The 22,854-nt window shown below is 74.0% G+C and carries 18 protein-coding genes; 9 read left to right on the top strand and 9 right to left on the bottom strand.

Annotation, left to right across the window (positions count from 1 at the left end; translation table 11 throughout):
• Positions 1-32 precede the first annotated feature (32 nt).
• From H1226_RS03070 to H1226_RS03050, 5 genes are all read right to left on the bottom strand, one after another.
• On the bottom strand, positions 33-1,700 hold the full coding sequence (locus H1226_RS03070) for a cell division protein PerM (RefSeq protein WP_258345759.1): 1,668 nt from the start codon (positions 1,698-1,700) through the stop codon (positions 33-35).
• 251 nt (positions 1,701-1,951) lie between these two features.
• Positions 1,952-2,971 carry a DUF5336 domain-containing protein gene (locus H1226_RS03065; RefSeq protein ID WP_258345758.1) on the bottom strand — a complete coding sequence of 340 codons (1,020 nt, stop codon included), beginning with the start codon at positions 2,969-2,971 and terminating at the stop codon, positions 1,952-1,954.
• A 306-nt stretch (positions 2,972-3,277) separates the two neighbouring features.
• Positions 3,278-4,162 (bottom strand): succinate--CoA ligase subunit alpha, encoded by an 885-nt coding sequence (sucD, locus tag H1226_RS03060; RefSeq protein WP_258345757.1) that lies wholly within the window; start codon positions 4,160-4,162, stop codon positions 3,278-3,280.
• 3 nt (positions 4,163-4,165) lie between these two features.
• The gene (gene sucC / locus H1226_RS03055; RefSeq protein ID WP_258345756.1) at positions 4,166-5,335 is read right to left on the bottom strand and encodes an ADP-forming succinate--CoA ligase subunit beta; all 1,170 of its coding nucleotides are present in this window, start codon (positions 5,333-5,335) and stop codon (positions 4,166-4,168) included.
• 460 nt (positions 5,336-5,795) lie between these two features.
• Complete coding sequence (locus H1226_RS03050; RefSeq protein ID WP_258345752.1) at positions 5,796-7,607, bottom strand: hypothetical protein; 1,812 nt, start codon at positions 7,605-7,607, stop codon at positions 5,796-5,798.
• 582 nt (positions 7,608-8,189) lie between these two features.
• Here H1226_RS03050 and H1226_RS03045 point away from each other — a divergent pair.
• On the top strand, positions 8,190-9,044 hold the full coding sequence (locus H1226_RS03045; protein ID WP_224968726.1) for a M23 family metallopeptidase: 855 nt from the start codon (positions 8,190-8,192) through the stop codon (positions 9,042-9,044).
• Between the two features lie 81 nt (positions 9,045-9,125).
• Here H1226_RS03045 and H1226_RS03040 read toward each other — a convergent pair whose 3' ends face one another.
• Entirely contained in the window at positions 9,126-9,260 is a 135-nt protein-coding gene (locus H1226_RS03040) for a hypothetical protein (RefSeq protein ID WP_258345749.1), read from the bottom strand.
• A 192-nt stretch (positions 9,261-9,452) separates the two neighbouring features.
• On the opposite strand from H1226_RS03040, the gene H1226_RS03035 reads away from it, so the two are divergent.
• Positions 9,453-10,274, top strand: a complete 822-nt coding sequence (locus H1226_RS03035) for a class I SAM-dependent methyltransferase (protein WP_258345747.1) — start codon at positions 9,453-9,455, stop codon at positions 10,272-10,274.
• A 16-nt stretch (positions 10,275-10,290) separates the two neighbouring features.
• On the opposite strand, the gene H1226_RS03030 is transcribed toward H1226_RS03035, so the two are convergent.
• The gene (locus H1226_RS03030; RefSeq protein WP_258345745.1) at positions 10,291-12,744 is read right to left on the bottom strand and encodes a UvrD-helicase domain-containing protein; all 2,454 of its coding nucleotides are present in this window, start codon (positions 12,742-12,744) and stop codon (positions 10,291-10,293) included.
• A 285-nt stretch (positions 12,745-13,029) separates the two neighbouring features.
• Here H1226_RS03030 and H1226_RS03025 point away from each other — a divergent pair, with 285 nt between their 5' ends.
• Positions 13,030-13,347, top strand: coding sequence for a chorismate mutase (locus H1226_RS03025; protein WP_224957978.1), 318 nt, complete (start codon positions 13,030-13,032; stop codon positions 13,345-13,347).
• A 49-nt stretch (positions 13,348-13,396) separates the two neighbouring features.
• Here the strand turns inward: H1226_RS03025 and H1226_RS03020 are convergent, their stop codons facing one another.
• Complete coding sequence (locus H1226_RS03020) at positions 13,397-14,173, bottom strand: 3-hydroxybutyrate dehydrogenase (RefSeq protein WP_224957979.1); 777 nt, start codon at positions 14,171-14,173, stop codon at positions 13,397-13,399.
• 160 nt (positions 14,174-14,333) lie between these two features.
• On the opposite strand from H1226_RS03020, the gene H1226_RS03015 reads away from it, so the two are divergent.
• From H1226_RS03015 to H1226_RS02995, 5 genes are all read left to right on the top strand, one after another.
• A complete protein-coding gene (locus tag H1226_RS03015; RefSeq protein WP_258345742.1) occupies positions 14,334-14,654 on the top strand; it encodes a hypothetical protein in 321 nt (106 codons plus the stop codon).
• 158 nt (positions 14,655-14,812) lie between these two features.
• The gene (locus H1226_RS03010) at positions 14,813-15,964 is read left to right on the top strand and encodes a hypothetical protein (protein ID WP_258349536.1); all 1,152 of its coding nucleotides are present in this window, start codon (positions 14,813-14,815) and stop codon (positions 15,962-15,964) included.
• A gap of 208 nt (positions 15,965-16,172) precedes the next feature.
• Complete coding sequence (locus H1226_RS03005; protein ID WP_258345740.1) at positions 16,173-17,117, top strand: hypothetical protein; 945 nt, start codon at positions 16,173-16,175, stop codon at positions 17,115-17,117.
• Between the two features lie 489 nt (positions 17,118-17,606).
• Entirely contained in the window at positions 17,607-19,070 is a 1,464-nt protein-coding gene (locus H1226_RS03000; RefSeq protein ID WP_258345738.1) for a serine/threonine-protein kinase, read from the top strand.
• 210 nt (positions 19,071-19,280) lie between these two features.
• Positions 19,281-20,834, top strand: a complete 1,554-nt coding sequence (locus H1226_RS02995; RefSeq protein ID WP_258345735.1) for a serine/threonine-protein kinase — start codon at positions 19,281-19,283, stop codon at positions 20,832-20,834.
• A gap of 27 nt (positions 20,835-20,861) precedes the next feature.
• Here H1226_RS02995 and H1226_RS02990 read toward each other — a convergent pair whose 3' ends face one another.
• A complete protein-coding gene (locus H1226_RS02990; protein WP_258345733.1) occupies positions 20,862-21,755 on the bottom strand; it encodes a LysR family transcriptional regulator in 894 nt (297 codons plus the stop codon).
• Positions 21,756-21,866: 111 nt separating this feature from the next.
• Here H1226_RS02990 and H1226_RS02985 point away from each other — a divergent pair, with 111 nt between their 5' ends.
• The gene (locus H1226_RS02985; RefSeq protein ID WP_258345730.1) at positions 21,867-22,841 is read left to right on the top strand and encodes a DMT family transporter; all 975 of its coding nucleotides are present in this window, start codon (positions 21,867-21,869) and stop codon (positions 22,839-22,841) included.
• The last annotated feature ends 13 nt before the right edge of the window (positions 22,842-22,854 follow it).

Genomic DNA, 22,854 nt, shown 5'->3' with positions numbered 1-22,854 from the left:
CCGGGCGAGTGGCCCAGCCCTCACCGCACCGGTCAGCGGGAGGCCGGGCCGTCCGCGTCGTCGTCGGCGGTCCGGGACGCGTCGTCGCGGGGGCGGGGTTCGGGAACGTCGGCGTCGCCGTGGATGTCGCCGGACCAGGACCGGGCCTGGTCGGGTTCCTCGGCCTCCTGCGCGCGGCGCACGAGGTCGGCCCACTCCGCCTCGTCGAACTCGAACCCGGGGTCCGCGGCGGCCGGGCCACCGGAGCCGGACTCGTCGGCCGGTTCGCCGGCTTCCTCGTCGAGCTCGTCCGGATCGTCCGGCTCGCCGGTTCCGTCCCATTCATCGACGCCGTCCCACTCGTCGGCCCCGTCCCATTCGTCGACGCCGTCCCACTCGTCGACCTCCTCGGCCGCGCCGTCCGGCTCCTCGTCGTCGAGGTCCACGTCGTCCGCACCGTCGAGGCCGATGCCGTCCGCACCGCCGAGCTCGGCCCGCTCCTCGTCGTCGGGGTCGGCGGCGCCGTCGAGCTCCGCCGCGAACTCGTCCGCCGGCCGCCAGGGCACGGGGAACAGCCACACCGCGGGCAGCGCGGGCACCAGCACCCAGCCGAACGTGACGAGGGCGAGCGCCGGGGAATGCAGCGAGATCGGGTCGAAGGGCCCTCCTCCCGCGCTCCCCCCGGCCAGGGCCGCGACCACCAGCACGCCGAACGACGCGACCGCCGCGGCCACCGCGACCGCCGCCGGTCGCCGCGCCTGGTCCAGCTCCCGGCCGCAGCGCAGACCGACGACCGCACCCGCGGCCACCGGCAGCACCAGCACCACCGGCCACCACCAGGCTGCGGCGCCGGTCGGCAGCGCCGCCAGCAGCGGCACGTCCGGGACCGCTCCCGGCTCGGTCTCGTAGAACCGCGCGGTCAACCCGCCGACGCTAATCCCCGGACCGGCCGCGAAGGACCACCCGGCGAGCGCCGCGTTCGGCAGGTACAGCAGCGACAGCAGCAGCAGGCCGAACGCGTCACCGGCCGTGCCCGCGCGGCCCAGCACCTCCCCGGCGCGCGCCGCGGACAGGCACAGCGCCACGACCGCGACCAGCGCACCGGCGACGAGCACGCACGCCGACACCAGCAGCGCGCCGCGCAGCCCCGCGCTGATCGTCGGCCCGGCGAGCCGCCGCACCGCGGCCGGGAGCTCCCCGGCGCGGCAGGCCCCGGCCGCCGAACCCGCGGCCGCGACCAGCCCGCAGCGCAGGAAAGCGCCCGGCACCGAGGCGTCGACGGCACCGCTGAGCAGCGCGGCCAGCACGGCGCCGAGCACCGCGTGCCCGGCCGCGACCGCGCCGATCACCCGGACGGCGTCGCGCGCGGTGTCGAAGCCGGTGCGGCGCAGGAAGGCCGCCGTGATCGCGGCGATGAGCAGCCCGAGCGCGGCGGTGGGCAGGAACGGCAGCACCGACAGCGGGGCCCCGAGCACCACCAGGGGCACCTGGTGCGCCACCAGCCAGCCCGGCACGGCCGCGGCCAGCAGGGTGCCGGCGCCGATCTCCGGGCCGCTCGCGGTGCCGGTGGCGAGCGCGAGCAACGTCGCGGACAGCAGGTAGCCGGCGAGCACCGTGGCCGCCGCGACCGCGCCGAGGCGGAGCGCGCCGATCGGTTCGCGGTGCTCGGCGTCGTCTTCGGGCACCAGGTCCGGATCGGACGGCGATTCGATCAGCGGCATGCGGCCGAATCTCGCACCGGCCCCGGCGCTTTCACCCCGTGACGCGCCGCAGCGTCCGCCCATCGAGCGACGACGATCACGCAGAGTTCGTCTCTGTCGGTGTCTCCGGGCTCGTTCTGCGAGGTGGGGCGGGTGGCCGGGCTGCGTGCGTGGTCGCCGCTCAGCGGCTTCACCGCTGGAGGGACAAGGCGGAGAACGCGCGAAGGGCGCCGCCGCAGGATGCGGTCGGCGCCCTCCGAGGGTGCGTCGGGTCAGTTCTGGCCGGGGTACGGCATCTGCCGGGTGCCTTCCGGGCCGTCGGTGACCTGGGGCTGCGGCGCGGAGGCCGGGCCGGGGTCACCTGCGGGCGAGCCGCCCGCGGGGCTGTCCGGACCCTGCTGGGCGTAGCCGCCGGAACCGGTGGGGCCGCCGTAGCCGCCGCCGGGTCCCTGCCCGTAACCACCGGGCGCGCCCTGCCCGTAAGCGGGGCCGGGCTGGCCGGGAGCTCCACCCGGGCCCTGGCCGGGGCCGGGGTACCCGCCGGGCTGGCCTTGCTGGGGCTGACCGGGCTGGGGTTGGCCGGGTTGGGGCTGGCCGGGTTGGGGCTGCTGCGGCTGACCGGGCCCGCCCTGCGGCCCGCCGAAACCGGGCTGACCCGGCGGCGGTCCCCACGGCTGCTGCGGCTGGCCACCGGGACCCTGCGGCCCGGGGCCGCCCTGCACACCCGGTCCCTGGGCACCGGGCCCCTGGGCACCGGGACCGCCGGGTCCCGGCTGGCCGAGCGGCGGGAACGGGCCGGTACCGGGGCCCTGCTGACGACCGCGGGGGTCGGGGGTCCTGGCGCCACCGCTGGGCAGCGCGACGACCTCCGCTTCGGCGAGCAGCAGCACGACGACCACGGCGGCCTGCACGAGGGCCAGCACGAGCTGGACGATCGCGATGCCCCCGGCGAGTCCGGCGATCACGGCCAGCAGCACCGCGAGCGCGCCGTAGACGGCGAGCGGGGCGGCGGCGGGCAGCACGTTGGGGGCCTTCGGCAGCAGCCGCAGCCCCATCAGCACCGCGGCCCCGACGATGGCGAGCCCGGCCGTGCCCGACATCAGCCCGGCCGCGGCCTGGTCGAAGAACCCGAGCACGTAGGCGATGAGCCCGGCGCCCGCGGCCACGAGCGGCAGGATGGACTTGAGGTCGGTGCCACCCGCGTTGCCGGGCTGCGGCGGCTCCGCACGAGGAGGCCCTGCGTGCGGAGGTGCCTGCTGGTGGGGCGGCGGTGCACCGTAGGGCGTGGACATGGTTGAGAGGACTCCTCCTCGCCGAGGGCCGGGCGAACACCAGTGTCTCCCGGAAGAGTGACACTCGAAACGGTATCGGACTGTGATTCGGCCACCGAACGGGTACGGATCACCCGTTTCCGACCCGCCCGATCCCGTACGCCCCGGTCACCGGCCACCCGGCGGCGGACCCGTCCCCCGCCCGACCCGGCGCGCGCCCGGAACCCGGTCCGGTTGGCGGCTGTGGAGAAGTTCACCTTGGAAGCGCGAACGACCGGGGCCGGGCACCTCGTTCGGTGCCCGGCCCCGGTCGTGGAAGGGTGGAGCTCAGCCCTTGACGATCTCGCGCATCAGGTTCGCGGTCTCGCTGGGGGTCTTGCCGACCTTGACGCCGGCGGCCTCCAGGGCCTCCTTCTTCGCGGCCGCGGTGCCCGAGGAACCGGACACGATGGCGCCCGCGTGGCCCATGGTCTTGCCCTCCGGCGCGGTGAAGCCCGCGACGTAGCCGACCACCGGCTTCGTGATGTTCGCCTTGATGTAGTCGGCGGCCCGCTCCTCGGCGTCGCCACCGATCTCGCCGATCATCACGATCGCCTCGGTCTCCGGGTCGTCCTGGAACGCCTGGAGCGCGTCGATGTGCGTGGTGCCGATGATCGGGTCACCGCCGATGCCGACCGCGGTGGAGAAACCGATGTCGCGCAGCTCGTACATCATCTGGTACGTCAGCGTGCCCGACTTGGACACCAGGCCGATCTTGCCGGGGCCGGTGATGTCCGCCGGGATGATGCCCGCGTTGGACTTGCCGGGCGAGATCACGCCGGGGCAGTTCGGCCCGACGATGCGGGTCTTGTTCCCGGTGGCGTTCGCGTGCGCCCAGAAGTAGGCGGAGTCGTGCACCGGGATGCCCTCGGTGATCACCACGGCGAGCGGGATCTCGGCGTCGATGGCCTCGACGACCGCGTCCTTGGCGAACTTCGGCGGCACGAACAGCACCGACACGTCGGCGCCGGTCTCCTTGATCGCCTCGGCGACCGTGCCGTAGACCGTGAGCTCCTTGCCCTCGATCTCGACGGTCTGCCCGGCCTTGCGGGCGTTCACGCCACCGACGATGTTGGTGCCGGACTTCAGCATCCGCGCGGTGTGCTTGGTGCCCTCGGAGCCGGTGATGCCCTGGACGATGACCTTGCTGTTCTCGTTGAGGAAGATGGCCATGGGTCACGCCCCCGCAGCAGCAAGTTCGGCGGCCTTGTCGGCCGCGCCGTCCATCGTGTCGACCAAGGTGACCAGCGGGTGGTTCGCCTCGGCCAGGATGCGCCGGCCTTCCTCGACGTTGTTGCCGTCGAGCCGGACGACCAGCGGCTTGGTCGCGTCGTCACCCAGGATCTTCAGCGCCTGCACGATGCCGTTGGCCACGGCGTCGCAGGCGGTGATCCCGCCGAAGACGTTGACGAACACCGACTTCACGTCGTTGTCGCCGAGGATGACGTCCAGCCCGGCCGCCATGACCTCCGCGGACGCGCCGCCGCCGATGTCCAGGAAGTTGGCCGGCTTCACGTTCGAGTGCGCCTCGCCCGCGTAGGCCACCACGTCCAGCGTGGACATGACCAGGCCCGCGCCGTTGCCGATGATGCCGACCTCGCCGTCGAGCTTGACGTAGTTGAGGCCCTTGGCCTTGGCCTTCGCCTCCAGCGGGTCCTCCGCCTCGGCGTCGACCAGCTCGGCCTGCTTCGGCTGCCGGAACGCGGCGTTCTCGTCCAGCGTGACCTTGCCGTCCAGCGCGATGATCTTGCCCTGCGGGTCCTTGACCAGCGGGTTGATCTCGACGAGCGTGGCGTCCTCCGAAACGAAGGTCTCCCACAGCTTGACGATCACGTCGACGACCTGGTCGGCGACCTCGGCCGGGAACTTCGCGGCCTCGACGATCTCGCGGGCCTTGGTGGCGTCCACGCCCTGGATCGGGTCGACCGCGATGCGCGCCAGCGCCTCGGGCTTGGTCGCGGCGACTTCCTCGATCTCCATCCCACCCTCGACCGAGGCCATCGCCAGGAAGTTCCGGTTGGCGCGGTCGAGCAGGAAGGAGAAGTAGTACTCGTCGGCGATGTCGGAGGCGGTCGTGATCAGCACACGACGCGTCACGTGGCCCTTGATGTCCAAGCCGAGGATCGCCTCGGCCTTGGTCTGGGCCTCGTCCGGCGTCTCGGCCAGCTTGACGCCGCCGGCCTTGCCGCGGCCCCCGGTCTTCACCTGGGCCTTGACCACCACGGGCCCGCCGAGTTCGTCGGCGGCTGCCTTGGCCTCTTCGGGATTGGTGGCCACGGAACCGGGCAGCGTCGGCACTCCGTGGGAAGCGAAGAGTTCCTTCGCCTGGTACTCGTACAGGTCCACTCGACTCTCCTGCGACGTCGGTGTCGGACTGGGCGACCATAGCGACCTGCGAGGACGGCCGGTGCGCCGCACCCGGTGAACTGGCTCACCCCGCTCGCCCGATCGCCGCAGGTGGATGCATCCGGACCGGGGATTTCGCAGTGGGAAAACCGCTGGACGGCGCCGCGGAGTGACGAACGGAACACCGCCTCGGCGACCGTCAAGGGGCTCCGGCGCGGAATTTCGCCCCTTTTTGCGCTCCGCCGGATTTCGCGGCTCCGCGGCGCACCGCGCTCGCGCCGGGCGGCAGCGACGCCCAGGCGGGTCCAGCGCACAGCGGCACGACCGCCCGGTGGCAGGCACGGCCCCGGCGGGTTCAGCGCGCGGCGGCAGGCACCGCCCCGGCGGGGGTTCGGCACTCGGCGCGGGCGCCGCCCAGCCGGGTTCGGCACTCGGCGGCGGGCACCGCTCGGGCGGACCCTCAGCGTTCGGCGGAGCGGCCCGCGAGCAGCGCGGTGATCAGCAGCACGACCGCCGCGGCCACCGCGCACCAGAGCCCCGGCCCCGGCGTGGCGTCCGCGGCGCGCCCCGCGGTGAGCGGGAACTCCAGCGCCCGCACCACCATCACCAGCGCCGCGCCGACGAGCAGCGCCGCCGCCCGCGCGGGCCTGCTGCGGACGGCGAGCACCGTCGCGACCAGCACCGCGACCCCGGCGCCGATCAGCCCCCAGGAAGCGGTGCCGAACCGGGTGAACACGCCCGGCGCGGTGTAGTCGGGAGCGGACAGCACCGGCAGCAGCACCGCGGCCAGCCCCAGCAGCGCGGCGAGCGCCGCGGGCACCGCGACCACCGGCCGCCAGCTCCGCTCGGCGAGGTCCACGTCCGCGCCGCGCTCCGGCTGCCAGTCCGGTTCAGCCAGGTCCACCTCTTCGCGTTCCACCCCGCCGGCCAGCGCCGCGGTGATCGCGGCGAGCAGCGCGAACACCATGGCCGCGCCGGACGCCCACGCGCCCGGCGCCGCGTCGGCGCCCGCGACCTGGGTGGAGGTGAGCACGCTGTCCAGCGCGGCGGCCCCGGCCAGCGGCAGCGCCGCCCAGGCCGCGGTCAGCGCGGGGCGCACCGCGGCGGCGATCGACGGCACCAGCAGGGCCGCGCCGAGCAGCACCAGCAGCACGCCGCCGGGCCACAGCAGCCGCGCCGGGTACACCGAGGGGTCGTCGATCCAGCTGGGCATCCGCAGGTGCGGGGTGAGCGCGCCGACGACGGCCAGCGCACCGGCGAGCAGCGCGAGCGCACCGGCGGCGCGCAGCAACCTGGTCAGCGCGGGCAGCCGCACCTCCCCGGAACTCCGGGCGGGGTCGCGCCCGCCTTCGACGGCGAGGCCGACCAGCACGAGCGCGGCGGCCAGCGCGAGCGCCGGTCCCCAGCCGAAGTGCAGCCGGGGCAGCAGCGCCACCGCGACCAGCGGCGGCACCGCGACGGCGGCGAGGCCGGCGGCGAGGCCGAGCAGCCCGCCGCGCACCAGGTCGCGGTCGGCGGACCCGGCCATGAACCCGGCGGCCGCGGGCACGGCGATCGCCAGCAGCAGGCTGCCGATCGCGACCGCGACCGGCGCCTCCACGGCGGGCTTGGCCAGCAGGTACGGGTCCTCGGAGGTGAACGGCCCCATCAGCAGCCCGACGGCGGCGATCGCGGTCGCGCACAGCACCAGCGCGAGCAGTCCCTGCCTGCGCGCGCCCGCGCGACCGCGCCCGGAGCCGCCGTCGGCGGCGGCCTCGGCGACGGAGCTGCCCGCGAAGGCGTCCTCCCCGAAGGAGCCGAAGGCGTCGGAGGCCCCGTCGGCGTGGTCGAACAGCCCGCGTCCGGCGATCAGCGCGAGCACGCCGGCGGCGAGGGCCAGCAGGTGCCCGGCCAGCAGCACCCAGGTGCCGGGCGCGGCGCCGAGCGGGTCGAGGGTGTCGGGCAGCAGCAGTTCGGGGCGCGCGGCGAGGCCCGCGTCGATGAGGAGCTGCGCGTCCTGCACCAGGCGTCCGGGCGCGAGCACCGCGGGCCCGAGCAGCACGGCGGCGGCCAGCGCGGGCCGGCTGCCGCGGAACACCGCGGCGAGCACCGCCGGGACCAGCGCGGGGACCAGCAGCCACGGCCAGGAGGTGAACGCGGCCGGCATGTCCGGCGCGACCAGTCCGAGCAGCGGGGCGAACGCGGTGAGCAGCGCGCCGAGCGCGGACAGCGCGATCGCCGCGGTGAGGCCGGTCGGCGGACCGGCGGGGTCGGGCGCCGTCGGGCGGCTCATCTGCGTCTCCGGGGATTCGAACGGGAGATCGGGCCGGGCACTCACCGCGCCGACGCTAGCAACTGATCGCCCCGGGTCCCGCCGGGGATCCGCGGCGGCTACGCACGGTGTCGGCGTTTCGGGCCCGGGCGGCGGTTGCGCCGGGTCGGCGGTCGCGCCGGGGCCGGTTCCGGCGGTCCGGGAATAGTGGGATCACTGGGCGGGTTGTCCGACTTGAGGCCTCGTACGGGTCATCGAGGTTGAGTGCGTTGCGCTGTTTTTTCTGTGACTTGCGTCACTCTTGGGCGTGTCGCATCACTGCCCGAAGCGGAACCACCCCGTTCCCCTAGTCCGAACGGGACCGACTTCCTCGATCACGAACCGCCAGGCAGTGCCACTCGGTAACAGCGCACGCCACGCCGCCCCGCCGCGCGCGGCCGCTCCCGGCCACCCAGCGGTGAACACGCTCCGTGATCGAACGACCACTGATCGGGATTTGCCCCTAGGGGATCAGCCTGGTTACTGTCCCCCGGTCCGTTGTCACGGTCCGATCACGACCGCCGGTTACCCCGACCGGCGCCCCGGAACCCCGTCCGGGAGCCAGTGACCGGACTCCCCGAGACGGAAGGGCAGGCCTTGTCTCGACACCGCTCCCCCGGCGGCGCCCCGATCGCCGAGGAGTCGTCCCCGCACGATCTTCCACAGCAGCGCCAGCGGCGGATCTCCACCCCGCCTTCGGTCATCCGCGGCCGACTCGTCGTCGCAGCCGTCGCCGCAGGCGCGTTCGCCGCCGCCGGCCAGTCGATGGCCAGCGGCGAACCGGCCCCCGACCAGGACGGCATCACCCCGCTCGCCTCCGGTCAGGACGCGGCCGCTTCCTTCAGCTCCGCCACCGACGACTCCTCCCGCGGCATGGGCGGTTCCGCCCCGGCCCCGGAGATGCTGCCGGTCGCCAAGGTCAGCAGCGCCGACTCCGAAGTCGAGAAGCTGGCCAAGAGCGAGCGCATCTCCGAGCAGCGCGCGGAGGAGGAAGCCGCCCGCATCGCCGCCGAGGAGGAGGCCAAGCGGCCGAAGATCGTCGCTCCGGCCGAGGGCACCTTCACCTCCGGCTTCGGCGGCCGCTGGGGCACCACGCACTACGGCATCGACATCGCCAACAGCAAGGGCACCCCGATCGTCTCCGCCGCCGACGGCGTGGTCATCGACGCGGGCCCGGCGAGCGGTTTCGGCCTGTGGGTGCGCGTGCAGCACGAGGACGGCACGATCACCGTCTACGGCCACGTCAACACCATCACCGCCAGCGAGGGCGAGAAGGTGAAGGCGGGCGACCAGATCGCCACCATGGGCAACCGCGGCTTCTCCACCGGCACTCACCTGCACTTCGAGGTGTGGAACGCCAGCGGCAAGAAGATCAACCCGCTGCCGTGGCTGAGCGCCCGCGGCGTGGACGTCACCTGATCCACCCGGTTCCGCGAGCGGACGACCCGCCAGGCCGGTGACGGTCCGGCGCGCCGTCCGCTCCGGCCGTTCGGCGCCCGGTCACCGCTGCGCGCGCCACCGCCGCACCAGCGCGGGCGGCTTCGCGCGGAGGAAGGCGAAGAAGCGGCACGTCCCGTCCAGGCGCCGACCGGACTCGGTGTCCGCACCGACCGCGTCGACACCGGCGGTGAGCATGCGCGATCGGCAGCTCGGCGAACCCCCTGGCCGGCATCCCGGCGGGGTCCGGCGCGAAGCGCTCCACGAACCTGTCAGCCGCGTCCGGTCGCCCTCGTCCACGTCCCCGATCCATACGCTTCCTTTATTCACGATGTTGTGAAACGCGCGTAGCTTGAGCTCCGCAGGTACCCCTCACCTGGGATAACGGCGATGAACCGCGAGAAGGCCGACTTCACCGGTGCGCGCGCCACCATGCTCGCCACCCTCTACGGACGCGCGCTGCACAGCCGCACCGCGAACCCGGTGCTGCACGACCCCTACGCCGAGGAGGCCGTGCGCCGCATCGACCACGACTTCGACGCCACCGGGCTGCGCGGGAACGACGCGCTGTCGGTGGCGCTGCGCGGGCGGCTGTTCGACGACCTCACCGCGGTGCGGCTCGCCGCGAACCCGGACGTGACCGTGCTGCACCTCGGTTGCGGGCTGGACAGCCGCGGGCAGCGGCTCGACCCGCCGCCGAGCACCGAGTGGTACGACGTCGACTTCCCCGAGGTCATCGACCTGCGGGAGCGGATCTACCCGGCGCGGGCGCACCACCACGTCCTCGGCACCTCGGTCACCGCGCCCGACCTGCTGCGCGACGTCCCGGGCGACCGGCCGGCGCTGGTCGTCGCCGAAGGGCTGCTGATGTACCTCACCGAGGCGGACGGGACCGCGCTGCTGCGCCGCATCACCGAGCACTTCCCCAGCGGGCACCTGATCTGCGACGTGCAGAGCCCGCTGGCGACGCGGTGGGCGCACCGGCTCAACGGCGCGGTGCGCGCGGCGGGGGCCCGGCTGACCTGGGGCGTGCGCGGCGGCGCCGAGCTGGAGCGGGCCGTGCCCGGACTGGTCCTCGACGAGGAGCGCACCTTCTTCGACATCCCCGGCCTGGAACGTCTCGGCCTGGCGTACCGGGCCCTGGTCCGCGGCATGGGCAAGGTCCCCGCGTTCCGCAGGATGGCCCTCGTCCTCAGCATGCACTTCGGCTGAGGACCCGCGGGCCGGGTCAGAGCTTGGTGAGCGGAACGCTGCCGATGAGCATGAGCCGGACCGTGCCCGCGCTGCCGAAGTCGATGGTCGCGGTGGCCCGCGGCCCCTCCCCCTCGGTCGCCAGCACCGTGCCGAGGCCGTACTTGTCGTGCGTGACCCGGTCCCCGGCGTCGAGCTTGATCGCGACGGTGTCCTTCCAGCCGGGCGCCCCGGTGCTGCGCAGCCCGCGCGAGGACACCGAGGCCTGCGCCGAGTCCGAACCGCCCCGGTCGAACCCGCCGCGACCGCCCCAGGTGCTGCGCACCTGCGGTGCGGCCCGCTCCGGTTCGATGCGCCGCCACTGCATCAGCTCGTCCGGGATCTCGGTGAGGAACCGGGACGCGGGATTCGCCATCGGCTGCCCCCACGCCGAGCGCATCAGCGCCCGCGACAGGTACAGCCGCTGCCGGGCGCGGGTGATGCCCACGTAGGCGAGCCTGCGCTCCTCGGCGAGCTCCGCCGGATCGCTCAGCGCCCGCATGTGCGGGAAGATCCCGTCCTCCCAGCCGGTGGAGAACACCACCGGGAACTCCAGGCCCTTCGCGGTGTGCAGCGTCATCAGGGTGACCACGCCGTCGCCGGACTCGGGCAGCGAGTCGGCGTCGGCGACCAGCGACACCCGTTCCAGGAACGCGGCGAGCGAGTCGTCGGCGGGCAGTCCGAGGTCCTGCTCCTCGGCGTCCTCCGCGGCCGGTTCGGCGGGCGCGACGACGGCCTCCGCGGACGGGTCGGTGCCCTCGGCCGCGACCTCGCCCGCCTGCGGCGCGCGGGCTTCGATGAACTCGCGGGCGACGGTGACGAGCTCGGTGAGGTTCTCCACCCGGGTCGCGTCCTGCGGGTCGTCGCTGGCCTCCAGCTCGCCGCGGTAGCCGGTGCGTTCCAGCACAGCGTCGAGCACCTCGGCCACGTCGGCCTCGGCGGCGACCTCGCCCAGCTCGTCGAGCAGCGCCACGAACCCGGCGATCTGCTTCTGCGCGCGGGTCGCCAGCGCCGGGACGCGCCCCTGCGCGGCCGCCCGCAGCGCCGCGGCGAAGGAGGTGCGCTCCTGGTCGGCGTGCGCGGCGACGACGGCCTCCGCCCGGTCGCCGATGCCCCGCTTGGGCACGTTGAGGATGCGGCGCAGGCTCACGGTGTCGTCCGGGTTGTCCAGCACCCGCAGGTAGGCGAGCGCGTCGCGGACCTCGCGGCGCTCGTAGAACCGCACGCCGCCGACCACGCGGTAGGGCAGCCCGAGGCGGATGAAGACCTCTTCGAACACCCGGGACTGGTTGTTGGTCCGGTAGAACACGGCGATGTCGTTGAACGTGGCCTCGCCGTCGTCGACGAGCCGGTCGATCTCGCCCGCGACGAACGCGGCCTCGTCGTGCTCGTTGTCGCCGACGTAGCCGACGATCGGGGCGCCGTCCCCCGCGTCGCTCCACAGGCGCTTGTCCCGGCGGTTGGGGTTGCGGCGGATCACCGAGTTCGCGGCGGTGAGGATCGTCTGCGTCGAGCGGTAGTTCTGCTCCAGCAGGATGGAGCGCGCCTGCGGGTAGTCCCGCTCGAACTCCTCGATGTTGCGGATCGTCGCGCCGCGGAACGCGTAGATCGACTGGTCGGCGTCACCGACCACGCACAGCTCGGCGGGCGGGGTGCCCAGCTCGGTGTCCTCGGTGCCCACCAGCTCGCGCACCAGGGCGTACTGGGCGTGGTTGGTGTCCTGGTACTCGTCGACCATCACGTGCCGGAAGCGGCGCCGGTAGTGCTCGGCGATGTCCGGGTGGCCGCGCAGCAGGTCCACCGTGCGCATGATCAGGTCGTCGAAGTCCACGGCCTGCGAGTCGGCCAGCCTGCGCTGGTAGGCGGCGTAGACCTGGGCGACCTTGCGCTCCAGGTCGTTGCCGGCGCGCTCGGCGGCCTCCTCCGGCGTGACCAGCTCGTTCTTCAGGTTCGACACGTGGATCGACAGCGTCTTCGCCGGGTACCGCTTCGAGTCCAGCTCCAGCTCGCGGCCGATCATCGTGATGAGCCGCTTGGAGTCGTCGGAGTCGTAGATGGAGAAGTTCGACGACAACCCCAGCGTCTTCGCCTCGCGGCGCAGCACCCGCACGCACATCGAGTGGAACGTGGACACCCACATCGCGTTCGACCGGCGGCCCACCAGGTCGGCGACGCGTTCCTTCATCTCCGCGGCGGCCTTGTTGGTGAACGTGATCGCCATGATCTGGCCGGGGTGCACGCCCTGCGCCAGCAGGTGCGCGATGCGGCTGGTGAGCACCCGGGTCTTGCCGGACCCGGCGCCCGCGACGATCAGCAGCGGGGAACCGGTGTGCACCACGGCGTCGCGCTGCTGCGAGTTCAGGCCCGCGAGCAGGGCGTCCGGCTCGTGCCCCGCCGGGCCGGAACCGGGATCGGAGGAACCGTCGTGCGGGAGATCGAAGAGGGTGCTCATCGCCGCTCCACGTTACCGGCCGCCCCCGACAGCCCGGCCGCCGACGGCGGTCCCAGCGGTCGGGAACAACGTCCCGGTGGATGGCCACCGGACCGCGGGCTGTGGCAGACTGGCGGCGTGCTGACGCGGACGCGCCTCGCTTGCGCGAACTTTTACTACGGGCGGACCGGGATTCCGACGCCCGTAGCCGTGTGAGCGCGCACACCACTACGACGCCCCGGAGTCCTCGGACTCGGGGCGTTTCACATGTCCGGTCCGGGGTGGGGCCGATTCGGAGGACGAGTCATGAACGCCGCTGTGGACGGTGAGCAGCACCAGCCCGAACCGAACGACGCACCGGACGCCCCCGCGCGTCCCGCCACCGAGGCCATCGCCGGCTTCCGCGAGGAGATCGACCACCTGGACGCCGAGATCCTGCGGCTGATCAAGCGCCGTGCCGAGGTCTCCCGGCAGGTCGGCGAAGCCCGGATGGCCGACGGCGGGCCGCGCATCGTCTACAACCGCGAGATGGACGTCCTGGCGCGCTACCGGGAGCTGGGGCCGGAAGGCCGCGAGCTGGCGATGATCCTGCTGCGCCTCGGCCGCGGCCGCCTCGGGCGCTGATCAGCGCGCGGTGCACGGCCCGGCGGCGGGCCGTGCACCCGGCGCCCGCTCAGTGCGCCGTCCAGCCGCCGTCCATCGGGAACGAGGCGCCGGTGATCGACGCCGTGCTCGGGCCGCAGAGCCAGTGCACCAGGTCGGCCACCTCGTCCGGTTCCACCAGCCGCTTCACCGGGGTGCGCGCCAGCAGCACGTCCTCCACGACCTGCTCCTCCGGCACCCGGTGCAGCTCCGCCTGCTCGGCGACCTGGCGCTCCACCAGCGGGGTCCGCACGAAGCCCGGGCAGACACAGTTCGAGGTGACGCCGTAGCCGGCGGCCTCCACCGCGACCGTCTTCGACAACCCCTCCAGGCCGTGCTTGGCCGACACGTAGGCGCTCTTGAACGGCGAGGCGCGCAGGCCGTGCACCGAGGAGATGTTCACGATCCGCCCCCAGCCCCGCTCGTACATGCCGGGCAGCGCGGCGCGGATCAGCCGGAACGGCGATTCCAGCATCACCTTCACCAGCTTCGCGAACATCTCCGGCGGGAACTGGTGCACCGGCGCCACGTGCTGCAGGCCGGCGTTGTTGACCACGATGTCGGCGTGCTCGCCGAGCGGCGCCGCCGCGTCCGGGTCCTCCAGGTCGACGACGCGCGCCTCGGCGTCGAGGTCGGCCGCGATCCGCTCCACCGCCTCCGCCTCGCGGTCCACCACGATCACGGTGGCGCCGGCGGCGGCCAACCTGCGGGCGGTGGCGGAGCCGATGCCGCTGGCCGCGCCGGTGACGACCGCCCGCTTTCCGGCTAGGGAGTGCTGGTCCGGGAGTTCGGCGGGACGATCGTTCATAGCCTGAGAACCTATGCGTGATGCTGATCTCGATCCAGGGGATCGCCACAACCACTTCCGCGGGCGGCGGCGCAACCCCAGCTCAGCCGCGAACTTGCCCGGACGGGCCTCCGGGAAACCACCCATACCGGACCGGTGCGGGACAGGGCAGACTGGAGGCATGGGTGCACTCATCGGGATCGTCGCATTGCTCGTGACCCTCGTGGCGGTCGTGGCCGCCGCCGGGCACGGGGCCTACCTGGGGATGCTGACCTCGGCGGCGAAGAAGCGGCCGGGCGGTCAGCCGGTGGTCGAGTTCGCGCGCAAGCGCCTGCCCGTGACGGGGGTGACGCTGGCCGTCACGGTGGTGGCGCTGCTGATCGCGCTCGGCGGGGGCGCGGGCGCGAACGTGTTCGCGATGCTGCTCGGCGCGGGCGGTGGCGCGGGGGCGCTCAAGGCACTCCAGACCACCCAGACCAAGTTCCGCAACAACGACTACTGATCGCCGCGGCGCCGGGCGGGCGCGTGAGCGGGAAGTACTCCGGGCTGTGATCGCAAGGTGAAAACCGCCGGGAAGCGTCCCTCTTTCGAGCGATAGTCAGGGTTACCACCGACTCGTGTGACGCGGGGGGCGCTCGCCGCTGCCTAGCCTCCCCGACCATGACCCCTTCGGCGGTGTCCCGCTCGGCGCTCGCGACGACCGAACCGCGGGACGACGACCTCCTCGCACCGCGCTGGCCCGGCGGCGATCCCGTCAGCACGCCTCCCGGCGGCACGGGCGCGCGTCCCGACCGGCTCGGCCACCCCACCGGAACCGGGGTGAGCTGGGGCGGCCTCATCGAGCAGCCCGCACCGGGCGCCGGGCCGCACCGGATCCGCGCGACCAGCGCGTGCGCCGCCGACGCCGGCGCGCACGACCCGTTCGCGGACACCGGTCCGCTGCCCGCCGTCGCCCCCACCACCGGGGCGGCGACCGGTGCCGCGCCGGCCGAACCGGGCACCGACCCGCTGAGCGACACCGTCCCGGTCGGCGGCCTGCACAAGTTCGACCTCGGCATGGTGCCCGCCTCCGTCACCCCGCCGCGGTCCTCGCGCCGCGCGGCCTGGTTCGCGGTGGCCTCCGCCGGGGCGGCGTTCGGCGGACTGCTGCTGGTCGCGACCGCGCTCGTCACCCCGGCCACCTCCATCGAGGGCCTGCGGCCGCCGAACATGCCGCGGGCCACGCACTTCCCGTCGCCCGCCCCGGACCCGCACGCGAACGGGCCGGACTTGCTCGCCGACCGCGCACCGACCTCCGGGCTCGTCCCGCCGCCGCCCGGTCCGCCGCGGCAGCAGGCACCCGGGGCGGTCGACCACCCGCCCGGCCGGGCACCGGCGGACGGACCTCCCGGCAGCGCTCCGGGCGCGAGCGAGCCGGCCGGGGAGGTGAGCACCGAGCCGGCGGCCGCCCCACCGGCACCGCCGCGGCAGTCCGCGCCGGTCACCTACCGCGACGAACTGCTGACCTTCACCGATCCGCGGCTGGTGGCGGCGCGTTCGGAGCACTACTTCGACGCGGTCCGCGCGCACGACCTCGCCGGGGCGTACGCGGGGACGACCGGGCGGCTGCGGGCGGCGGGCTTCGCCGCGTTCGCCGAGCGCTACCGGGACGCCGCCGCCGTGGAGGTGCTGTCGGTGTCGGCCACGTCGTCGAGCACCGTCACCACCTTGCGGATCACCCGCACCGACGGGTCGGTGGCGGAGCAGCAGCGGCGGTTGCGCTTCACTTCCGGCTCGGATCCGCGGGTGTACGCCGACGACGTGGCCTGGTGATCGACGAGCGCTACCCACCGTGATCGACTGCGCTGTTGGAGATCGCCCGTCACGGCCCCTACTTCTCTTTCAGGTGAAGTCACGCCCCGAATCCCCCGAACACGTTCGGTGAGGAGTACGAGTGCAATCGCAAGGACCGTGCGACCCCCGGCCCGGCCATGCCCCCGAGCCCGGCCGGTGCGGGACGAAGGAGGCTCGGCGAATCGAGATGCGGCACCGAATACCCCTGCTGCGCGAAGTCCTGACCGACACCGGCGGGCCACGCGGTTCCGCGGCGGAGGGTCCCGCACCCGCCCCGCTCCCGCCGCTCCCCCGCCGCGCCGCCGACCACGAGCACCTGACCGCCACCGCGAGCCGGTGCTGCCGCCGGTGCGGCCGGGACGGCACCGGCTCCGGCACCCGCCAGGTCGGCCGCGTCGACGACACCGACACCCGGCCGCTCCCGCCGCTCCTGCCCGAACCGGCCCCCACCGGCTCCCGCCGGGCCGCGGTCGCGGAACTGGTGCTGCGCAAGCCGAAACCGCTCTGGTTCGCACCGGAACCGCTGCGGCTCAGCGCGGAGGAATCGGCGCGCACCGAGCAACTGGTCAACGAGCTGCTCGACACCGCCGAACCCGGGGACGGCGCGCCGGACGCACCGGGCGTGCGGGCCGCGGTCGGCACCCTGTGCACCGCGCTGCTGTTCGGCGCGGCCGTCGCCACCGCCGCCCTCACCGGGGTGTCCCCGGCGAGCGGTGCCCCGTTCCGCGGCGCGGACCAGGAACCCGCCGAGCCCGCCGTCGAATCCGTGCGGTCCCCGCAGCGCCCGCCGGCCGTGCTCGACCCGGCCGCCGACGAGGAGTCCGCCGCGGCGGCGGCCGCCCGGGAGTTCTACGGCCGCATCGACCGCGCCCCGGCGCTCGCCATGCCGCGCCTCACCCCGGGCATGCCCGCGTCGGGCCGCGGTGGGCCGGACGGCACGTGGCGCGAGGTGGTCGCGGTGCGGCCGCTGCTGCTGCGCGCCGAGTCCCCGCAGCTGGTCCGGGCCCTCGTGGAGGTCGAGCATCCGGACGGCTCGCGCTCGCTGCTGCGGCACCTGCTGCACGTCGACGCGGCCGAGCCCGGTGGCCGCGTCGAGGTGGAACTGCGGTCGTTCCAGCACTTCCCCCGTTGACCGCGCGCGGTGCGCGCGGGCGTACCGTGGGTCCGAATCACAACAATGCGGCAACGACGCCGCGGTGACCGCCCGCTCCGCCAGCACCGCCGAGGTCATCCCGGTACGAACCGGACACCCGCGGCCCGCGCCGGGACCGGCGCGGACACGCTCCGCCGACCGCCCGAGCACGCCACGTGTGGACTGCGGAAACACTTGGGGCCGCCGGAGCGATCAGGAGGAGGACGGCACCTCGCTGGACGCGAGTGGAATCGGGCTTCCCCGATCTCACGACTTCGGGTCTACGCCGCGAGGGCGTCGGCTAGGCTGCCGTACCGCGGCCGGATACGGCCCACCGGCCGGAACCGGGCCGCGCTGAATGAACGTGTACTTGTCGGAGGGCCGAACCGGTCCGCTAAACCGCCGATGCCCGACGGGGTGCTGCCGATCCGGATCCTTCCGGTTCGAGATCGCGTCCCAGCGGGCATCTAGCAGTACGGGGAGACGTCGGTGAGCGACGAAGGTCGCCTGGTCGCCGGACGCTACCGAGTGCAGCGACGCATCGGCAGTGGCGCGATGGGCGTGGTGTGGGAGTGTGTGGATGAACGCCTGCACCGCACTGTCGCGGTCAAGCAGTTGTTGTTGCAGCCCGGTCTGGATCCGGGTGAGGCCGAGGAAGCGCGGCAGCGGGCAATGCGGGAAGGCCGCATCGCGGCCCGCCTGCAGCACCAGCACGCGATCTCGGTCTACGACGTAGCCGAGGACGAAGGCCAGCCGGTGCTGGTCATGGAGTACCTGCCCTCCACCAGCCTGGCGGCGATGATGTCCGATCACGGACCGCTGCCGCCGCGCGAGGTGGCGCGGATCGGAGCGCAGGCCGCGGCCGCGCTCGGCGCCGCGCACGCGGCCGGGGTGGTGCACCGCGACATCAAGCCGGGCAACATCCTGCTCGGCGACAACGGCACGGTGAAGATCACCGACTTCGGCATCTCGCGCGCCCAGGGCGACGTGCAGGTGACGAAGACGGGGATGCTGGCGGGCACGCCCGCCTACCTGTCGCCGGACGTCGCCATGGGCAAGGAGCCGAGCGGTGCCTCCGACGTGTTCTCGCTGGGCGCGACGCTGTACGCGGCGATCGAGGGCAGGCCGCCGTTCGGGCTGAACGAGAACACGCTGGCGCTGCTGCACTCGGTGGCCGCGGGCCGCATCGAACCGCCGCAGCAGGCGGGCGCGATGGCCCAGCCGCTGATGGCGATGATGCAGGTGCGCGTCGAGGACCGGCCCGACATGGCGCAGGTCCGGGAGATGCTGCTGGCGGTCGCCGACGGCGGTTCGGCGAACTCGGTGCCCACGATGGCCGCGCCGATCCCGCCCGCGATCGGCCCGGACAGCAGGCCCGACCTGGCTCCGACCAGCGTCGTCGGCCAGGACCACCACGGCGGCACCGCCTACTACGACGACGACCCGTACAGCCAGCACGACTCGAACCCGCGCACCGCGTACCTCGGGCCGGACTCGCGTGCGGAGACGTCGTTCGACGACCGGCCGCGGCGCAGCAAGCGCCCGCTGGTGCTGTCCGGTGTCGCGCTGGTCGCGGCCGCCGTGGTCGCGGTGCTGGTGACCTCGGCGTTCCTGAACAGCAACACCCCGGACCCGACCGGCAACGACACGGGCACCAGCCAGCAGCCGCTGCCGCCGCCCCCGCCGCCGACGACCCAGTCCTCGGAGAGCTCCGGGTACTCGGAAGAGCAGACGTACGAGGAGACCACCAGCACGGAGACGTCCACGGAGCAGACCTCCCAGCCGTCGACGACGCAGCAGCCGACGTCCACGGAGGAGTCCCAGCCGACCGAGACCTCCGGCGATGATGGCGACGACGGCGACGACGGGGACGAGTCCTCCGCCGACCAGCCGACCCAGTCGGAGGCCACCTCGCCGCAATCCGGTGCCTCCGCGTTCCAGCTTCCGGGCTGAGCACCAGGTGGTCGTTTTCCGGGCCGGGGACAGGCATCTCGCGATGCGTGCCCCCGGCCCGGTGCTTTCGCCAGGGGCGATCCGTTCACCCCGACCTGGTGCGTCCCCCCAGTCGCCCACCAGTAACGTGGGGCCGATGAGCACGAGCCGGTCTCGGGGGCCCGGTCAGTACCGTCCAAGCCGCCACCACCCCAGCATCAGGAGAGACCTGTGAGCGCCGAGGGCCGTTTGATCACGGGCCGTTACCGGTTGGAGAAGCGGATCGGCAGCGGCGCCATGGGCATCGTGTGGCGCGCGGTCGACGAGCGGCTGCACCGCACCGTCGCGGTCAAGCAGCTGCTGCTCCAGCCCGGTTACACCGATGAGGAGACCGAGGAGGCGCGGCAGCGCTCGATGCGCGAGGGCCGCATCGCCGCCCGGTTGCAGCACCAGAACGCCATCGTGGTCTTCGACGTGGCCGAAGACGAGGGCCAGCCGGTGCTCGTGATGGAGTACCTGCCCTCGCAGAGCCTGGCGACGGTGCTCAGCGAGCAGGGCGTGCTGCCGCCGCAGTCGGTGGCCCGGATCGGCGCGCAGGTCGCGGGGGCGCTGGCGGCGGCGCACATGGCGGGCATCGTGCACCGGGACCTGAAGCCCGGGAACATCCTGCTCGGCGACAACGGCATCGCCAAGATCACCGACTTCGGCATCTCCCGCGCCATCGGCGACGTGGCGGTGACCAAGAGCGGCATCCTCGCCGGCACCCCGGCGTACCTGTCGCCGGAGGTCGCGCTGGGCCGGGACCCGGCTCCCGCTTCGGACGTCTTCTCGCTGGGCGCGACGTTGTACGCGGCGGTGGAGGGCGAGCCCCCGTTCGGCACGGACGAGAACGCGATCAGCCTGCTGCACCGGGTGGCGCGCGGGCAGGTGGAGCCACCGCGGCAGGCGGGTCCGCTGGCCCCGGCGCTGATGCAGCTGCTGCAGCCGGACCCGGTGGACCGCCCGACGATGGCGCAGACGCGCAGCATGCTGCTGGCGGTGGCGGAGGGACGGCCGCTGCCCGGCGGGTCCACGCCGTCCGGTGGCTGGCAGCGCCCGGCGGCCGGCCCGCAGGGCAGGCCGCAGCAGGCGCAGCCGACCCGGGTGGGTGCGGCGGTCCCCGCGGGCAACCCGCCGACCCAGGTCGGGCAGGCCGCGGTGTCCGAGCCCTCCGGCGGCGGCACCTCCCGCAAGGCGGTGCTGCTGTGGGCGGCGGCGCTGCTGGTGGCGGTGCTGGTCGGGGTGCTGACGGCGAGCGCGTTCGGCGCCGGGGAGCAGCGCTCCCCCCAGTCGCAGCCGCCGGTGTCCGAGCCGGTGGCGCCCGCGGACCCCGCTCCGGTCACCACGGCTCCGCCGACGACGACCGCGCCCTCGTCCTCGGCCCCGCCGACGACGCCGAGCAGCACGACCACGACGACGTCCAGCGAGGAGAAGGACGACGAGCAGCCGTCCAAGGACGAGATCGTGAACGTGGTGAAGACCTACTTCTCGTCCGTCCCGGACGATCTGGACAAGTCCTGGTCGCTGCTGGGCCCGGGGCTGCAGTCCGCGGGCAAGGACAGCTACGAGTCGTTCTGGAACTCCGTGGACGACGTCAAGATCGTTTCCGGGCCGAAGGTCATCGGTTCTCGGGTGCTGGTGGTCCTGGAGTTCGAGAAGGACGGCAAGACCAGCAAGGAACGCCACCTGCTGGGCATGGTGGCCCGCGACGGCGAACCCCTGATCAACAGCGATTCCCGGGTCTGATCCCGGAACTCCGCACCGCCCGGCCGATCACGCCCGGGCGGTGTCGCGGAGGGCCGCCAGCAGGGATCGGGTGGCGGGCTGGTCGGCCACGGTCTCGCGCACCGCGACGTGGATGCGGCGCACCGGTTCGGGCCGCCGCACCGGCCGGACGACGATGCCGGGGTGCAGCACCCCGAGCGCGAGCCGCGGTTGCAGGCCGATGCCCAGCCCGGCCGCGACGAACGCCTGCGCCGCGTAGTCCCCGCCGGTCTCCAGCTCGATCCGCGGCGCGAACCCGGCGGAGTCGAAGGCGTCCCGCAGCGATTCGGCGCACGGGCCGTCGCCCAGCGCCTCCAGCACCCACGGTTCGCCGGCGAGCCGGGCGAGGTCGATCTCGGGCTCCTGGCTCAGCGGATGGCCCTGCGGCAGCAGCACGTGGTACGGCTCGTCGACGAGGTGCTCGACCCGGACTCCGCGCGCCTGCGGCAGTTCCCGGCCGACGACGATGACGGCGAGATCGGCTTCGCCGGTGGCGACCTCGCCCAGGATCCCCTCGTCGATCATCTTCAGGTCGAGCCGCACCTCGGGGTGCTCGGCGCGGAACTTCGCCACGACGGGCGGGACGAGCCCGACCCCGGCCGAGGTGAAGTAGCGCAGCCGCAGCCGCCCGGTGCGGCCGGCGCGCAGGTCGTCGAGTTCGGCGTCGGTGTCGGCGAGCAGCCCGGCGAGCTCGGCGGCGCGCTCGGCGAGCAGCCGCCCGGCCGCCGTGGGCCGCACGCCGCGGCCGACCTTCTCCAGCAGCGCGGTGCCCGCCTCCCGTTCGAGGGTGGCGACCTGCTGGCTGATCGCGGAGGGCGTGTACCCGAGGTTCGTGGCGGCGCTGCTGATCGAGCCGCCGCTGACGACGGCGCGGAGGACCTGCATGCGACGGGCGTCCAACATGCCCCGACGATACAGCAGAGCTGAAACTTCAGTTCAGTTTATTTCGCTTGTCCTTATGCATCGGCTCTCGGATCGTGGTCTTCGGGACGACCTGCGGACGAGGGAGCGACGATGAACCACCGGACGAGCCACCTGCGGCTCGGTGTGCTGGCGCTGTTGTGGGGCGCGAGCTTCCTGCTGATCAAGCTGGCGCTGACGGCGATGTCCCCGGCGCAGGTGGCGTTCACCCGCATCGCGCTCGGCGCGGCGGTGCTGGTGGCGCTCTGCGCCGTCCGCGGGCTGCGGATGCGGCTGGACCGGCGGCTGCTGCCGCACGTCGTCGTCGCCGGGTTCTTCGCCAGCGCGCTGCCGTGGGTGCTGCTCGGCATCGGCGAGCGGACCGTGGACTCCGGGCTGGCCGGGGCGGTGAACGCGACGACGCCGCTGTGGACGCTGCTGTTCGGGTACGTGCTGGGAGCGCGCGGCGGGTTCTCCCCGCGGATGCTCGGCGGGCTCGCCGTCGGGTTCGGCGGGGTGCTGCTGATCCTCGCGCCGTGGCAGGGCGCGTCGGCCGGGACCGGGGTGCTCGCCTGCTTGGCGGCGGCGGCCAGCTACGGCGTCGGCTACGTGCACATCGGCCGGAAGCTGACCGGGACGGGGGCGCCCGCACCGGTGCTGGCGGCGCTGCAGCTGGTCGCGGCGGCCGGGCTGGCGGCGGTGGTGCTGCCGCTGGAAGGGCTGCCCGCGGTGCGGTTCGACGCGGTGGCGCTGCTGGCGGTGGCGGTGCTCGGGATGTTCGGCACCGGGGTGGGGTTCGCGTTGAACTACCGGCTCATCGCCGACGAGGGGGCGACGGTCGCGTCGACGGTCACCTACCTGATGCCGGTGGTGTCGGTGCTGCTGGGCTGGCTGGTGCTGGGTGAGCGGCTGAGCTGGCGGGTGCTGCTCGGCATCGCGCTGGTGCTGGCGGGCGTCGCCCTCACCCGGAACCGCACCGCCCGGGACGGCGCCGCCGGAGCCCCGGCCGACCGGGTCCCGGACGGCGCACCCCGGGTCGCCCCGGCGCACCCGTACACCGACCTCGCCACGAACCACCCCATGAAGTGAGCGGCGCGGGCCG

This window comes from Saccharopolyspora gregorii (assembly GCF_024734405.1).
GTDB classification, from domain to species: domain Bacteria; phylum Actinomycetota; class Actinomycetes; order Mycobacteriales; family Pseudonocardiaceae; genus Saccharopolyspora_C; species Saccharopolyspora_C gregorii.
This window is presented reverse-complemented; position numbering and strand designations above follow the sequence as displayed.